This is a genomic window from Aminobacter niigataensis (assembly GCF_946995915.1).
Taxonomy (GTDB): Bacteria; Pseudomonadota; Alphaproteobacteria; order Rhizobiales; family Rhizobiaceae; genus Aminobacter; species Aminobacter niigataensis.
Map to the genome: position 1 here is coordinate 2,286,271 of NZ_OX341517.1, position 14,859 is coordinate 2,301,129.

17 protein-coding genes are annotated in these 14,859 nt (G+C 60.8%); 9 read left to right on the plus strand and 8 right to left on the minus strand.

Annotation, left to right across the window (positions count from 1 at the left end; genetic code table 11):
• Window positions 1-92: 92 nt before the first annotated feature.
• Window positions 93-518: a DUF3775 domain-containing protein gene (locus O1Y97_RS11120; RefSeq protein WP_108609800.1), complete on the minus strand. Its 426-nt coding sequence runs from the start codon at window positions 516-518 to the stop codon at window positions 93-95.
• A 154-nt stretch (window positions 519-672) separates the two neighbouring features.
• Here O1Y97_RS11120 and O1Y97_RS11125 point away from each other — a divergent pair, with 154 nt between their 5' ends.
• The 3 genes from O1Y97_RS11125 to O1Y97_RS11135 all read left to right on the plus strand — a co-directional run bounded on the left by O1Y97_RS11125 (window position 673) and on the right by O1Y97_RS11135 (window position 2,322).
• Window positions 673-1,023 carry a DMT family protein gene (locus O1Y97_RS11125; RefSeq protein WP_108607373.1) on the plus strand — a complete coding sequence of 117 codons (351 nt, stop codon included), beginning with the start codon at window positions 673-675 and terminating at the stop codon, window positions 1,021-1,023.
• Between the two features lie 63 nt (window positions 1,024-1,086).
• Window positions 1,087-1,674: a tetratricopeptide repeat protein gene (locus O1Y97_RS11130; protein WP_318764035.1), complete on the plus strand. Its 588-nt coding sequence runs from the start codon at window positions 1,087-1,089 to the stop codon at window positions 1,672-1,674.
• Window positions 1,675-1,785: 111 nt separating this feature from the next.
• Complete coding sequence (locus tag O1Y97_RS11135; protein ID WP_183259962.1) at window positions 1,786-2,322, plus strand: tetratricopeptide repeat protein; 537 nt, start codon at window positions 1,786-1,788, stop codon at window positions 2,320-2,322.
• A gap of 75 nt (window positions 2,323-2,397) precedes the next feature.
• Here the strand turns inward: O1Y97_RS11135 and O1Y97_RS11140 are convergent, their stop codons facing one another.
• On the minus strand, window positions 2,398-3,531 hold the full coding sequence (locus O1Y97_RS11140) for a PQQ-dependent sugar dehydrogenase (protein ID WP_318764036.1): 1,134 nt from the start codon (window positions 3,529-3,531) through the stop codon (window positions 2,398-2,400).
• Window positions 3,532-3,806: 275 nt separating this feature from the next.
• On the opposite strand from O1Y97_RS11140, the gene greA reads away from it, so the two are divergent.
• The 3 genes from greA (at window position 3,807) to O1Y97_RS11155 (ending at window position 6,586) form a co-directional block, all read left to right on the plus strand.
• Complete coding sequence (gene greA / locus O1Y97_RS11145) at window positions 3,807-4,280, plus strand: transcription elongation factor GreA (protein WP_055970348.1); 474 nt, start codon at window positions 3,807-3,809, stop codon at window positions 4,278-4,280.
• 43 nt (window positions 4,281-4,323) lie between these two features.
• Window positions 4,324-5,412 (plus strand): glycosyltransferase family 4 protein, encoded by a 1,089-nt coding sequence (locus tag O1Y97_RS11150; protein ID WP_318764037.1) that lies wholly within the window; start codon window positions 4,324-4,326, stop codon window positions 5,410-5,412.
• Window positions 5,413-5,626: 214 nt separating this feature from the next.
• Window positions 5,627-6,586 (plus strand): glycosyltransferase family protein, encoded by a 960-nt coding sequence (locus tag O1Y97_RS11155; protein ID WP_318764038.1) that lies wholly within the window; start codon window positions 5,627-5,629, stop codon window positions 6,584-6,586.
• A gap of 77 nt (window positions 6,587-6,663) precedes the next feature.
• On the opposite strand, the gene O1Y97_RS11160 is transcribed toward O1Y97_RS11155, so the two are convergent.
• The 4 genes from O1Y97_RS11160 to O1Y97_RS11175 all read right to left on the minus strand — a co-directional run bounded on the left by O1Y97_RS11160 (window position 6,664) and on the right by O1Y97_RS11175 (window position 9,916).
• Complete coding sequence (locus O1Y97_RS11160; RefSeq protein ID WP_318764039.1) at window positions 6,664-7,530, minus strand: glycosyltransferase family 2 protein; 867 nt, start codon at window positions 7,528-7,530, stop codon at window positions 6,664-6,666.
• 29 nt (window positions 7,531-7,559) lie between these two features.
• Window positions 7,560-8,441: a hypothetical protein gene (locus tag O1Y97_RS11165; protein WP_318764040.1), complete on the minus strand. Its 882-nt coding sequence runs from the start codon at window positions 8,439-8,441 to the stop codon at window positions 7,560-7,562.
• Window positions 8,414-9,205: a hypothetical protein gene (locus tag O1Y97_RS11170; RefSeq protein ID WP_318764041.1), complete on the minus strand. Its 792-nt coding sequence runs from the start codon at window positions 9,203-9,205 to the stop codon at window positions 8,414-8,416. The genes O1Y97_RS11165 and O1Y97_RS11170 overlap by 28 nt, the downstream gene beginning before the upstream one ends.
• A 240-nt stretch (window positions 9,206-9,445) precedes the next feature.
• A complete protein-coding gene (locus tag O1Y97_RS11175; RefSeq protein WP_055970335.1) occupies window positions 9,446-9,916 on the minus strand; it encodes an Lrp/AsnC family transcriptional regulator in 471 nt (156 codons plus the stop codon).
• 242 nt (window positions 9,917-10,158) lie between these two features.
• Here O1Y97_RS11175 and trxB point away from each other — a divergent pair, with 242 nt between their 5' ends.
• Window positions 10,159-11,133, plus strand: coding sequence for a thioredoxin-disulfide reductase (trxB, locus tag O1Y97_RS11180; RefSeq protein ID WP_318764042.1), 975 nt, complete (start codon window positions 10,159-10,161; stop codon window positions 11,131-11,133).
• 32 nt (window positions 11,134-11,165) lie between these two features.
• Window positions 11,166-12,062, plus strand: a complete 897-nt coding sequence (locus O1Y97_RS11185) for a LysR family transcriptional regulator (RefSeq protein ID WP_108607380.1) — start codon at window positions 11,166-11,168, stop codon at window positions 12,060-12,062.
• 21 nt (window positions 12,063-12,083) lie between these two features.
• On the opposite strand, the gene O1Y97_RS11190 is transcribed toward O1Y97_RS11185, so the two are convergent.
• A complete protein-coding gene (locus tag O1Y97_RS11190) occupies window positions 12,084-12,584 on the minus strand; it encodes a methyltransferase family protein (RefSeq protein ID WP_318764043.1) in 501 nt (166 codons plus the stop codon).
• A 789-nt stretch (window positions 12,585-13,373) separates the two neighbouring features.
• Between O1Y97_RS11190 and O1Y97_RS11195 the strand changes: the two genes are divergently transcribed.
• A complete protein-coding gene (locus O1Y97_RS11195) occupies window positions 13,374-13,781 on the plus strand; it encodes a GFA family protein (RefSeq protein ID WP_318764044.1) in 408 nt (135 codons plus the stop codon).
• 3 nt (window positions 13,782-13,784) lie between these two features.
• Here O1Y97_RS11195 and msrP read toward each other — a convergent pair whose 3' ends face one another.
• Window positions 13,785-14,744: a protein-methionine-sulfoxide reductase catalytic subunit MsrP gene (gene msrP, locus O1Y97_RS11200; protein WP_318764045.1), complete on the minus strand. Its 960-nt coding sequence runs from the start codon at window positions 14,742-14,744 to the stop codon at window positions 13,785-13,787.
• Window positions 14,745-14,859 lie beyond the last annotated feature (115 nt).

Here is a 14,859-nt window from a genome sequence, read left to right on the forward strand (position 1 = left end):
GCCACCGGCCGGCCGCGGGTTGCCGAAACAACAGGGGCAGGGCCATCAAATTCGGTGACGGGACTGTCATCAATGAAGGCAGGCAAGGCCGCTCACGCGCCCAGCGCCTCAAGCCCTTCTTCGAGCCAGTCGCCCAGCATCGGCATGCCAAGCAAATATTTGGCGGTGCGGCGATTGCCCCGCTGCCGCGCTTCGGCGACCGCGTCCGACCATTCCGCGGCGTCGTAGTCGCCGCGCCCGACCCAGGCGAGTGCCACGAGCTCAGCCGCCTGGTCGACATTGAGGTCGGCGATCAGCCCGCGCAGCTCTTTTTCCGTGAGGTTTTCCGCCTCTTCCTCGGCGAGCCCGTCATGACGATGGTTGTCGTGGGTGTCGCCGTCATATTCGATCTCGTGTTCGGCGCCGTCCTCGTAATCCTCATTGACGCCGGCGCTGATCGCCTTGGCCTTGAGGATGAACAGCCTGACGGTGTCCGGGCCGATGGTCAGGTCCCACTCTTTTTCGCGCCGCTGCTGCACGAGCGTGCTCCTGTTGCCTTCCCCCGGCTGATGATAGCGCATTTGGCGGCAACGTCACTGCCTCGATATTCGCGGCGTGGTTGCCGTGGTTGACATGACTTTAGGAGAGGCGGATATAGCGCGCCTTCCTCCCCCCTCCAGACGGTATTTCCCCATGGCTTTTCTGCTTTCGCCCAAGGTACTTCCTGTGCTGATGCTGATCGCGTCCAACGTGTTCATGACGTTCGCCTGGTACGGGCACCTGAAGTTCAAGGCGGCTCCGCTCTATGCGGCGGTCATTTTCTCCTGGCTGATCGCCTTCTTCGAATACTGGCTGGCGGTGCCGGCCAACCGCATTGGCCACGAGTTTTATACGGCGGCGGAACTGAAGACGATTCAGGAGGTGGTCACGCTCAGTGTCTTCGTGATCTTCTCGGTGTTCTATCTCAAGGAAGGCATCACCTGGAACCACGCCATGGGCTTCGCTTTGATCGCCGGCGGGGCGGCGCTGATTTTCCGCGGCTGAGGCAGGACGAAATGCTGCCTTCGATGCGTTGACCTTGTCGAGGACGCATCGGTGGAGGTAGCCATGCAGACGCGATTTCTGAGACTTCTGGCAGGGGCGCTGGTGTCCTTGCCGCTGTTTGCCGTTCCCGCATTCTCCGCCGATGGTGGCGGAGGCGGCAATTCAGGCGGCGGCAATTCCGGCGGGGGTATGGGCGGTGGCGGTGGCAACGGCGGCGACCAGGTGAAGTGCCGCACCGGCCTCGTCTACAACAAGAAGACCAAGAAGTGCGAAGCGCCCAAGGCCGGCATGATCGACGACGATAGCCTGTACCTGGCCGGCCGTGCACTAGCCATGGACGGCAGGTATGACGACGCGATCAAGGTACTGACGCTCGCCGCCGACAAGACCGACGCGCGCATTCTCAATTATCTCGGCTATTCCCACCGCAAGGCCGGGCGAATCCTCGTCGGGCTCGGCTACTACCAGGAGGCGATCCTCAACGATCCCGACTATATGCCGGTGCGCGAATATATGGGCGAGGCCCATCTGACGCTCGGCGACGTTGCCGGGGCGCGGCTACAGCTGTCGGAGATCGGGAAGCGCTGCGGGGTGGGCTGCCGCGAATACGGCCTGTTGGCCGAACAGATCGAGACCTATCTCAAGGGCTAGCCTTGGAATGCTGCTCGGAGCCGGCATTCATGCAGCTCCGGCAACATGGCTCGGATGAAATGCGGCCTCAAATGCGTTACTCTGGCGATGGGCACATTTTAGGAGGTAGCGATGCAGACCCGAATTGCGAAAGTGCTTGCTGGCGTTGTCGTGTCGCTGCCCTTGCTGGCGGCGCCGGTGTTCTCGGCCGATAGCGGCGGGAGCAGCAGCGGCGACGAGGTGAAATGCAACAACGGCATGGTCTACAACAAGAAGACCAAGAAGTGCGAACCGCCCAAGGCCGGCATGATCGACGACGACAGCCTCTATTCGGCGGGCCGTGCGCTTGCCATGGACGGCAAGTATGACGAGGCGATCAAGGTGCTGACGCTTGCCGCCGACAAGGCCGATCCGCGCATCCTCAACTATCTCGGCTATTCGCACCGCAAGGCCGGCCGCGTGCTCGTCGGCCTCGGCTACTACCAGGAAGCGCTGCGCAACAATCCCGACTACACGCTGGTGCGCGAATATATGGGCGAGGCGCACCTGATGCTCGGCGATGTCGCGGCCGCCCGTGTGCAACTGTCGGAGATCGGGAAACGCTGCGGCAAGGGCTGCCGCGAATACGGCCTGCTGGAACAACAGATCGACGCCTATTTGCGGGGGTAGCCGGCGCTGTAAGGCAGTAGGGCTGTAGGGCAAATACCGACTGCCCTATTCCCCTACTGCCTTATTGCCTTGTCCCTAATCCCCCCGCGACAGCCTGACGATGGTGCCGTTGCTTTCGTCGGTGAGCAGCCAGACCGAGCCATCCGGGGCGACGTTGACATCCCTGATTCGGCCGAACGCGCCGTCGAGCATCCGTTCCTCGTCGAGAACGTTGCCCTTGGCGTCGCGGTCGAGGCGGCTCAGCAACTCGAATTTCAGCGAACCGACGAGAAGGTCGCCTTTCCATTCCGGGAACATGTCGCCCTGATAGCTGGCGAGCCCGGAAGGAGCGATCGACGGGTCCCAGTAATACAGCGGTTGCTCGTAACCCTTGGCTGATGTGCCGACGCCGATCTTTTCGCCGGAATAGTCCCTGCCGTAGGTGATGACCGGCCAGCCATAATTCCTGCCGGCCAGCGGGCGGTTCAACTCGTCGCCACCCTGGGCACCATGCTCGACGGTGATCAGCTCGCCCAGCACCGGATCGAAGGTTGCACCTTGCAGGTTGCGATGGCCCTTGGACCATATTTCCGGCGCCATGACCTTGCCGTCGGGCGAGGGATTGTCGGCCGGAACCGAGCCGTCGGCATTGATGCGGATGACGGCGCCGGCATGGTCGTGCATGTCCTGGGCGCGATTGCCATCGCCGCGGTCGCCGGTGGTGACGAACAGCGTGCCGTCGTCGTTGACGACGATTCGCGAGCCGAAATGCTGTCCGGCATTGCTCTTGCGGTTCATCGAGAAGATGACTTTCACCTCTTCGAGCCGCGCGGCAGCACCTTCCCGGACCAGCTTCGCCCGGGCAAGGGCCGTGCCCGCGCCGCCGCGTCCGGGCTCGGAGAAGCTGAAGAAGATGGTGCCGGAACGTTCGAAGTCGCGTGCGACGGCGATGTCGAGCAGGCCGCCCTGGCCGCGGACCTGGACCTTCGGCACTCCAGCCACCGGCGCCGACAGTCCGTCCTGCGACAGGATGCGGATATTGCCGGAGCGCTCGGTGATGATGGCTTCGTTGCCCGGCAGGAAGTCGAGCCCCCAAGGGTGGTCGAGCCCATCGGCAATGACGTCGGCGCGCAGCGTGACGTTGTCTGTGTTGTAGCTTTGGCTCTCGGCGAGGGCCGGCGAACCAACCAGGGCGAACATGAATGCGAGTAGCGGCGTGCTGTTGCTCATCTATCGGACATAGGTGGAAAGGCCGGCGCGGCAACGGGGATAGAGCATCAAAGCAATCACAAGCGGGTGAAGCGGGGACGGCTCAGGTTGTCTGCACCAACAGGTCTATGGTGGTAAACGAATTTTTTGACGTGAATTCTGCGGCAGGATTGCTATATTCGCCGGAGATAGAGGTGAGACGGTTCCGTTAGCCGAGGCTGCCGGACCGTTTTCTTTTTTTGTGCCTCGCGGCAGCAATAGGCAAGCCGCGCGGCAAAGGCCAGGAGAGGTCGACTATGAACAAGGTTCCGATGACGGCGGGTGGATTCGTCGCGCTGAAGGAAGAGCTGCGCTGGCGCCAGCAGGAAGAGCGTCCGCGCATCATCGAGGCCATTGCCGAGGCGCGCTCGCATGGCGACCTTTCGGAGAATGCCGAATACCATGCCGCCAAGGAATCGCAGAGCCTCAACGAGGGCCGGGTCAACGAACTCGAGGACCTGATCGCGCGCGCCGAGGTGATCGATGTCACCAAGCTGAACGGCGACAAGATCAAGTTCGGCGCCACCGTTGTGCTGGTCGACGACGATACCGAGGAAAAGAAGACCTACCAGATCGTCGGCGACCAGGAAGCCGACGTGAAGTCGGGCCGCATCTCGATCTCCTCGCCGATCGCGCGCGCGCTGATCGGCAAGGAAGTCGGCGACGCCATCGAGGTCAACGCGCCGGGCGGCGCACGCGGCTACGAAATCGTCCAGGTGCAGTTCATCTGAGGCAACAGGCGGCATTGGCTGTGGCGATGCCGGATCAGACACGATGAACAAAGCAAACAACCGCGCCGAAAAATCCGGCGCGGTCGACATGGCGCGCATCGAGGTGATCGCGCCCAATCTCAAGAAGCGGCTTTCGGGCGTCACCAGCACCATCGTGCAACTGGTGCCGGTGCAGGCGCGCGACCTCGGCATCGCCGTGTTCGGGCCGGGCCTGCCCGACAGCCTGCCGACCATGCGCTGGTGGCAGTTGCCCTTGCTGCTGAAGCGGCCAGCCTCCGGGCGGCCGCGCATCTGGCATGCACGGCGCAACGTCGAGATGCTGGCCGGGCTGGTGCTGCGCCACGTATTTCGGGCGCCGCTCAGGCTGGTGTTCACCTCCGCCGCCCAGCGCGACCATCGGCCCTTCACCAAATGGTTGATCCGCAGGATGGATGGCGTGATCGCCACCAGCCGGCTGTCGGGAGGCTTCCTCGAAGTGCCGCACAAGGTCGTAATGCATGGTGTGGACCTTGAAAAATTTCATCCCGCGCGCACGGCGGATGATGCGTTTTCCGCTGCCGGCTTGCCCGGCCAACGTGCGATCGGCTGCTTCGGCCGGGTCCGTCACTCCAAGGGCACCGACCTGTTCGTCGATGCGATGATTGCGCTTCTGCCCGATCATCCGCAATGGACGGCCGTGATCACCGGCCGCGTGACATCGGAGCACAAGGGCTTCGCCGACGAACTCAAGCAGCGCATCGCTGCGGCCGGACTGTCCGACCGGATCCTGTTCCTCGGCGAGGTGCCTGATGTCGCCGTGTGGTACCGCAGGGTGACGCTCTATGTCGCGCCCTCGCGCAATGAAGGGTTCGGCCTGACGCCGCTGGAGGCGATGGCCTCGCGCACGGCGGTGGTGGCAAGCGATGCCGGGTCCTATTCCGAAATCGTGACGCCCGGCAGCACGGGCGTCGTGGTGCAGGCCGGCGATGGCAACGCGCTGCGAGAGGCGATCAGGCCATATCTCGGCGATCCGGCGTTGGCCGAGGCGCATGGGGCTGCGGGGAGCGAGGATGTGGCGAGAAGATTCCGCCTCGAGGACGAAGCCGCGGGAATATGTGAGGTCTACGAGCGAGTGTGGGCCGGCCGCGGATGAAGCCTGAAACCGTGCGGTTCGCTTGCAGCGGATGGTTGGCATGGCGAGAACTGGGTGAAGAAGCACGATGAGCAGCAGCAGTCGCTGAAATCAGGCCTTTTCCGAACGGATCGATCACAAGCGTGTCGGGAAAGGTCGGAGAAATAGTTGGACTGAAAAAGCTGTTGCGAGCGCCTGTTGAGCGTGGTCAAATTAAGCGGAAGTAGGTAATATCTTGCCGTTGAATCTGGATAAAATATTGCGAAAGGCCAGAGGTATCCGGCCCTTTGGTGACGTTTATTTCAAACGATTATACAGAAAGATCGAACGATCAGAGTTTATTTTCATCCATTCAATTACCAATAATATTGGCGACCTCATGTCATGCCCGGTAAGGTATTTTGATAGGTTTACGGCTCATAACTCTATCGAATTGAGCAGCAAGGAAATATTGGAAGTATCTAAATTTGGCGGGTCTGAATTTCTTTTGAAGCTCCTTGAGGGGAAAATTGTCTGTTTTGGCGGCGGTGGCCTAATTGGACTGGACCGTCACGATGTACACGACAAGGTCATTGAATTTCTGACTATGTTCGCTGATCGTGGAGGCGACGTGGTTGTATGGGGCGCTGGCCATAACAGGACTGTGGGATTTCGCGAATGGTTGGACGGGGTTGGTTCCAGCCCTTATCCATCATCGTTTGAGAAGTTTCGGCTGGTTGGACTCCGTGATTACCCAAACCCATATGATTGGGTTCCCTGTGTAAGTTGCTTGCATCCTGTATTTGACGAAAAAATTCCTAGTCAATACGAGTGTGTCGCGTTTCTTCACGGTCACGAATCTAGTCAATTTGGAGATGAATTCTCAAACGTTCCAAATATCTATAATATTAGCAAAGGAATCAAGGATAATTCTGAAAGTTACTTCTTAAAATGCATTAATATAATTGGATCCGGTGATAATGTTGTAACAAACAGTTATCACGGATTGTATTGGGCGACATTGCTCGGGAAGAAAGTGATTGCTATTCAAAACTCTAGCAAATTCTTAGACTTTAGATACAAATACGAGAATTGCTTGGATTTTAAGGATTGGAGGAAACATGTCGGAAAGGGAAATCTTCACCAGAATGCACTAATGGATTGCAGAAGTGCGAATACGGAATTCCTGAAGAAACTTGAACTTCTAATGAATTAATAAAGATGAACGATCCGCGAGTATTCGGTTTCGTTTGCGAATATTTCATCTCTGATTTTGCGACACTGCCCTGTCTTTCAGAAGCGTGTAAGCCGATCATCTCTCAAGAGCGTCGCGCGATTGCTTGAATCAAGCCATTGGCTCAAGCCCCGTTCAGCCCAGGTCAGCCTATTGTGGCGGGTATTTTCCTTGACCCCATGGCTCCGCTCTTTCATCCCCTGAGTGACGTAGCCATGGCCATGATGGAGATGGAGGGCAATGGCGGAGTAGCGGATGTGCCGGGGTTCTATGCCGACATGCCGCAGACGAAGGCCGAATTCCACGTCGAGGCCGCCATATTGCATGTCCTCGTTGAAGCCGTTGATCTGGATCGCCTGGCTCCTAAGGCATGACGCACTGTGGCCGTTCCAGGTCGGCCGTGCCGGTGTTAGCCGGTTCAGCCATTCGTCGAACGGGCTTGTGGCTACTATTTTCAGCAGCTTAGAGGTGAAGGGAAGCCCGTGCCGCATCAACCAGAAGGCGTTGAACGCCTGCTGTCCGGCAATGTCGTCTTGCGTCAATGCCTTGGACACGTTGGGCGGAAGCTTGAAATAGCCGCCGGTCAGGAAGCGATCCGGTTGCGCCAACCGCGTGTGCACCTCCACGAAGTCCCGGCGCGGCACGCAGTCGCCATCGGTGAGCAGGATGCGTTCGCCTTGCGCTACAGCGATCGCCTTGTTCAGTATCCGGCATTTCTGGAAACCTTCATCGGGCTGCCAGACGTGTGCGATCGGGACCGGACTGTTGGGTGCCATCGCCGCGAGCATTTCGCGGGTTTCGTCACTGGAGCCGTCATCGGCAATCACGAGTTCGAAATCATGGCGGTCCTGGGCGAAATAGCCCCACAGCACCTTCTGGAGCCAGAGCGGTGAATTGTAGGTGGAGATGATGACGCTTGTCTGCATGCTTTTCGTCCTGGTTCGCTCCAAACCTGTCAGCGCGAACGCGGAAACCCGTATTTCCTGACCATATTCTGGATGCACCGGTCGTTCGCGCCGCCGATGAGGTTCTCGGCCTGCAATGACGTCGTCTGGCTGCCTGGCCAGTCTATGATCTTGGCCTTTCCCGGCAGCTTTTCGCCGACATGTCCGTTCATCCGCCACATCCAATATAGCCATACGTCGTCGGCGCTCGGGCTCAACTCCGAGAAGAGCGCGACGTTACATACGTCCTCATGGAAGGCGTCCGGCGGGTAGAGAACTCCCATCACGCCCGTCGGAAAGATGAGCGGAGAGGTTGCGGCCGGTGCGATATCCCGTCGCCAATCCACGTAGGGTGCTGGATCACCATTGCCTGTCACAGCGATCCGGTGCGCGCGATGGCATATGACATGCCTCTTGGAAGGATTGTATGCGACTGTGAGCTTTTCGACGCAATCCGCCCGGTAGTAGACGTCGTCGTCCACGGTGATGACGAAGCAATCCCTGTGGTTTTGCAGTGTGGGTATGATTTTCGTGTAGGCCCGCATGTCGGTGCAGGTGGCGATTTCAAGGCCGTGCCCGCGCAGTTCGAGAACGTTCTCTGGTACCAGCGGGTAATCCTCGTGGGATACCCACAGGATGGTCGTGTCGGGTCGGACAGTCTGAAAAAGGATCGACTTCAGCGTGAGCGCCAACGTGTCGAAGCGCCCCGGGTAGCTCGTCAGAGAGACGATCAGAGGTTTCGGCAGGCCGTGTGTCCGCGCCTCGCCAAGGGACGCTGACCGGTCATCAATCTCCCTCAATGCCCGTTTGAGCCTGACGCTCTTCTTCAGCGCTTTGAATTTTGCCGGGATGTTGAGCATGCCGCCTAGCTTTCCCAATGCTTTCGCAGCCATTCCGTGTCGCCGATCCGGCGATACCAGCGCTGTCCGCCGCCGGCCAGAACCTCGCTCATCTTCGGGCTGCCGGCGAAGACGACGATGCGCGCTCCTGGCGGCACGGTCGGGTCCTGCAGGAAGCTCTTGAAGTGGCGAGGCACGCAATGGTTTTTGTAGCTGACGCACCATTCGCGTGGCCAGTATTGCAGGTTGCCATGCGCCGCAAGCTGCGCGCTCTGGAATTGCTGGGAGATCTCGTACCGGTCGAGCGCGCCGGCCGGATCGGCGACGTATGCGTCGAGAATATAGGCATGGGCGCCGATCTCGTAGCGAAACACGGAACTGTTGCCTACGGACGCAAGGAAGCGATCGCGCTTTCGATTGAGCTTGCGCAGCGGCTTGCTCCGGAAAAGATCATCGTCACGGATGATGAGGAATTCGCCCGGCTGCTCGAAGAAGGGGTCGAGATCATCAACGACCACGAGGTCGAGGTCGAGGAAAAGTGTCGTGCCTTGCAGGTCGGCCAGATCGCGGCGGAAAAGAGCGAGCTTGCGCCAGCGTCTGTCTTGTCGGCCGGTGGGCAGGTCCAGAGCGGGGAGCGGCAACGCCTCGATGTCTTTGTCCAACCCGGTGGTATCGTCCGTGAAGCAGACGAAGCGATGCGGACGCTTCAGATGCTTAGCGACGCCGCGGCGCAGATTGTTGACGTATTCCGGGCCGTAGAGAGATCCCCATTTTATGCAGATTACATTGACTGCATTGTCCAGACCTGAATTCGGCATCTTACCGTTCTGCTCCGCTCTCAGCCTGTTCGCCAAATACGTTCATGAATACACTTGTAACTCACTGCGAACCACATTCTAACCTTGGGAGCCGAGCCAGTGACCATTTCGTCCGGTTTCTTCTAGCCGGAAACGGCCCAACTTCCATCGTGGTGAAATTATCGCCTGAGGAGCAGGCGACCTTCTAGATGAGACCGCCGTCCATGTCCATTCGGACGCTGCCGAAGGAGCGTCCCGCCCCTAAATCCCCACCAGTCCTTCATCCTTCACCTGCCGGATCGTCAGTGCGGTGCGCACCGTATCGACGTTGGGTGACGAGGTCAGTTCCTCGATGACGAAAGTCTGGAAGGTGCCGAGATCGGGAGCCAGGCAGTGCAGCATGAAGTCGGATTCGCCCGAGACCATCCAAGCGCTGCGCACGATCGGCCAGTTGCGCGTGCGGTCGGCGAAGGCCTTGAGGTCGACTTCCGACTGGCGGTTGAGGCCGACGAGGCAGAAGGCGACGACGTCCATGCCGAGAGCAGGGGCGTTGAGCAAGGCGCGGTAGCGCTGGATGATGCCTTCGTCCTCCAGCCGCTTGACCCGGCGCAGGCAGGGCGGCGCCGAGATGCCGACGCGGCGCGACAGTTCGACATTGGTCATGCGGCCGTCATCCTGCAACTCGCGCAGGATCTTCCAGTCGATGGCGTCGAGGTCGGCCTTGATCGGCATGTTCGCTCCAGGTCTTGCGCAAGAATCTTGCGCATCCTTGTAATTAAACTACTCGCAGCCATTGGGAAGCCCAAGCTTCGGAAATCGACGCGGGGCATGGGCGCGTTCCCCCGGAGATCAAGCTTTCGGGGGAGTAACATCTTGTCGCCTTGCGCGGGGCAGGGGTGAACACCTAGATTAGAGGCGATCTGCGCCCCGTCTTGCGGGGTGCTGCTTTTTTCATTGACTACGAAGGCCCCACGATGACCGCCAAACATGCGCCAGTCCTCATCATCGGTTCGGGTCCTGCCGGATACACGGCAGCGATCTATGCGGCGCGCGCCATGCTCAAGCCGATGCTCGTCGCTGGCATGCAGCAGGGCGGCCAGTTGATGATCACGACCGACGTCGAGAACTATCCGGGCTTCGCCGAGCCGATCCAGGGTCCCTGGCTGATGGAGCAGATGCGGGCGCAGGCCGAGCATGTCGGCACCGAGATGGTCCACGACATCATCACCGAGGTCGATCTCGACGTGCGGCCGTTCCGCGCCAAGGGCGATTCCGGCACGGTCTACACGGCCGACGCGCTGATCATCGCCACCGGTGCCCAGGCCAAATGGCTCGGCCTGCCGAGCGAGCAGGTGTTCCAGGGCTTTGGCGTTTCGGCATGCGCCACCTGCGACGGCTTCTTCTACCGCGGCAAGGACGTGGTGGTGGTCGGCGGCGGCAACTCGGCGGTCGAGGAGGCGCTCTACCTCTCCAATCTCGCCAAGACGGTGACGGTCGTGCATCGGCGCGACCATTTCCGCGCCGAGCGCATCCTGCAGGAGCGGCTGTTTGCCAAGGACAACATCAAGGTGATCTGGGATCACGCGGTAGACGAGATCGTCGGTGCTGCGGCGCAGAAGCCGCTGCCGCCTTCGGTCAACGGTATCAGGCTCAAGAACGTACACACGGGTGCTGTCACCGAAATGGCGACCGACGGCGTGTTCGTGGCGATCGGCCATGCGCCGGCGGTCGAGCTGTTCGTCGGCAAGCTGAAGCAGAAGCCGAACGGCTATCTCTGGACCGAGGCGAACTCGACGCGCACCAACGTGCCGGGCGTGTTTGCGGCGGGCGACGTGACCGACGACATCTATCGCCAGGCGGTGACGGCTGCGGGCCTTGGCTGCATGGCCGCCCTCGAAGCTGAAAAGTACCTCGCGGGAATTGAAGTGCATCGCGAAGCGGCCGAATAGGCCGGCCAGACGCCTGACATAAGAGGGGAAAAATGGCGTTGGATTGGGATAAGTTGCGCGTGTTCCACGCAGCGGCGGAGGCTGGCTCTTTCACGCATGCGGCGGAGACGCTGAGGCTGTCGCAGTCGGCCATCTCACGCCAGGTCAGCGCGCTCGAGCACGACATCGGCGTGCCTCTGTTCCACCGCCACGCGCGCGGCCTGGTGCTGACCGAGCAGGGTGAGATGCTGTTCCGCACCGCCCACGACGTGCTGATGAAGCTCGAGACGATCAAGACCAGGCTGACCGAGACCAAGGACAGGCCGTCGGGCGTGTTGCGCGTGACGACAACCGTCGGCCTCGGCGCCGGCTGGCTGACCGAGCGTATCCAGGAGTTCCTCGCACTCTATCCCGACATCCAGTTGCAGCTGATCCTCGCCAACGAGGAGCTCGACCTGACCATGCGCCAGGCCGACTGCGCCATTCGCCTGCGCCAGCCGCAGCAGCCCGACCTTATCCAGCGCCGGCTTTTCACCGTGCATTTCCACCTCTATGCCTCGCCGGCCTACGTCAACAAATTTGGCAAGCCGGCGTCGATCGCCGAGCTCAAGAGCCACCGCATAGTCACCTTCGGCCTGCCGGTGCCGACGCATTTGAGCGAACTCAACTGGCTGGAGACGGTCGGTGACTTCGAGGGCGGTCAGCGCGTGCCGACGCTGCAGATCAACGACATCCTGTCGATCAAGAAGGCGGTGCAGACCGGTGCCGGCATCGCCATGCTGCCCGACTATGTCGTGGGCAAGGACGACGGGCTGGTGCAGCTCCTGCCCGAAACCGAGGTGCCGTCCTTCGACACCTATTTCGCCTATCCCGACACGATGAAGGAACAGGCCAAGCTGCACGTGTTCCGCGATTTCGTCATCTCCAAGGCACGCAGCTGGGCCTTCTGAGGCTCGGTTCCAGGTACGGCATCAGCCATCGCCGCGCCACGGCGTGAGGCGCGGCAGCCAGCCGGGCACGTTGTTGCGGTAGGCTTGGTATTGCGCGCCATAGCGGCGCGTCAGGACCGGCTCTTCATAGAAACGCACGAAGGCGGCCATGGCGGCGCCGATGGCAACCGCATAGGCAACGAGCGGCCCGTGCGCGAAGATCAGCGCCTGGCCGAGGATGATCGCCAGTACGGCGACATACATCGGGTTGCGGACGTGGCGATAGGCGCCGCCGATGACCAGCCGTTCGGTCGGCGCGACCGGGGCAGGCGTGCCCGAACCCTCCACAGCGAAGCGGGCGAAGGCATGCAGCAGCACGCCGAGCCCGACCGCGACGAGCATTGAACCTGAGATGACGAACGCCGCGCTGGCCAGGGGCAGGCCATAGTTTGCCGTGAGCAGCCAGGGAACCAGGCCGGCAACGATGCCGGGTGCGGCCAGGAAGAAGACGGCGCTGCCGAGCACTGCGGATGGTTTGCGCAAAGCCTGCACTCCCATTGATCCTGTTGCTTGGAGATTGCGCATGGTGCCGTTTCTGCCGCAACAATGGCCTGGTGCTGCCCGAACCGGCGCCATTGCACTGCAGCACGGAATTTAGTGGCAATTTCGCTGAAAACCCCCGCTGCAAAGTGCATTGCAGCATCGACATCTGGCGTTTTTAGCCACAAATTCTGGTCCTATCGGGCCTCTAACATTGTTGGACCACGGCTCGTGCCTTTTTGCATGCGTGCGTTGCAAAATAGATGCTTGTTTGTTGGGCATGGAGAGCACATATATTGATCATCTCCAGGGCGCGTTCCTCCTCCCATTAGCGCCCTCGAGTGTTCCCCTCTGGAGGTTAGCCTTAATCGGCACTTCCAAACAAACTCAGCCGGATCTTCTTGGATCCGGCTTTTTTGTTGCCCGCTTCCAGGCGATCCAGCCCACGTAACAGTGACATGTAACCCCGGGTAACGTTCCCCGAACACACTGACGCGCCTAGCTTTTGCTTGGACGCGGTGATGGCGCGCCGGGAAAGATGGGGGCATCACCCGTGCGAGCCAGGGCTCAGGCAAAGCGCCGCGTCCAGCAGATTGCCAACGACCCAAGACGTTGGCCACGTAGCGGCGGACCTGCCGTCCCGCCTCCCGCGGAACGGTCCGCAAAAAAGCGGTGTCCGAGGATAGCCTCGGGCACCGCTTTTGTTTTTTCCGGGACGTGTGTTTTACGTCGGGCGAGAGCCTGTGATTCCGTTTTCCTGATCACTGGCAGAAGCATTCGTGGGGGGACAGCATGAGCAAGGTATCGGTAGCAAAGCTGCCAACCTATTCCGGCGGCTGTCTTTGCGGTGCCGTCCGCTTCGAGGCTCTCGGGCGTGCCGCCAAGCCGCACACATGTTCATGCCGTTCCTGCCAGCGCCACACCGGTGCGTTGACCGCCTCCTGGGTTGAGTTTGCCAGCGGGGAGGTCAGGTGGACCGGGCCTGGTGGTGTGCCATCGCTCTTTCGCTCTTCGGACTATTCGAGCCGCGCCTTTCGCCCGGCCTGCGGCAGTTCGCTTGGCGCAGTCGACGATGAACCCGTCGTGGCATTGCTGCTCGGTGTCTTCGACAAGCCTGACGCGGTGGAGCTGATGCCGACCGCCCATTCGTTCGAGGACGGGCGGCCGAAATGGTGGCACGTCGAGGTCGAGGCCGGGTAGGGCTCACATGTAGAGCTTGGCCGGGTCCTTGCCGGCGTAAAGCTGGCCGACCTCGGCGCCATAGCCGTTGAACAACTGGGTCGGTACCAGTTCGCCGGTGTGCAGCACACGCTCCCTGGCCTGGCTCCAGCGCGGATGCGGCACCTCGGGGTTCACGTTTGCCCAGAAGCCGTATTCGCTCGGCTGGATCGCTTCCCAGAGACCGACAGGCTGCTCGGCAACGAAGTCGATCTTGCGGATCGACTTGATCGACTTGAAGCCATACTTCCACGGCAGCGCGAGACGTAGCGGCGCGCCGAACTGCTTGCCCAGGGGCTTGTCATAAGCGCCGGTGACGAGGAAGGGCAGGTCGAGTGCCGCCTCCTCGATGGTAACACCTTCGACATAGGGCCATGGGTAGACGAAGTCGTTCTGGCCGGGCGCCATCTCTGGATCGAGAAAGGTCTCGAAGCGGATGAACTTCGCATCTGCCTTGGGGGTGGCGAGCGCCACCAGTGCCTTGAGCGGAAAACCGCTCCACGGAATGGTCATCGACCAGGCCTCGACGCAGCGGTGGCGGTAGAGCCGCGTCTCCAGCGGGAATTTTCGGATCAGGTCGTCGATGCCGAGCGTCATCGGCTTGTCGACCAGCCCGCCGATCTGCACCTCCCAAGGACGCGTCTTGAGTTGCTGGGCGTTGGCGGCGATCTCCTTGTAGGTGCCGTATTCATAGAAGTTGTTGTAGTTGGCGTTGATCTCTTCGGGCGTCAGCGAGCGGTCGAGCTTGTAGGTCGTGTTCGGCTTGGCCGGATAAAGCTCGGCGGTCGGGTCCTTGTCCTCGGCGCGTGCCGGCCGCGGCAGCGCGGCGGCTGCAAGGCCGAGCCCCATGCCGGCGAGAATCGAGCGGCGGTTGAGGAACATCTCCTCGGGCGTGGCCTGAGCCTCGCAGATTGCCCAGGACGGGCGGCGGTGTACGAATGCCATGCTCGGTTCTCCAAAAGTCGGCTTGCAAGGTTGCCCCTGCGGACCGCGAAATCAACGTGGTCACGTTCACATACGTATGCGAACGCTGCCGCGTTTCAGTGTCTTGCCCAATCCA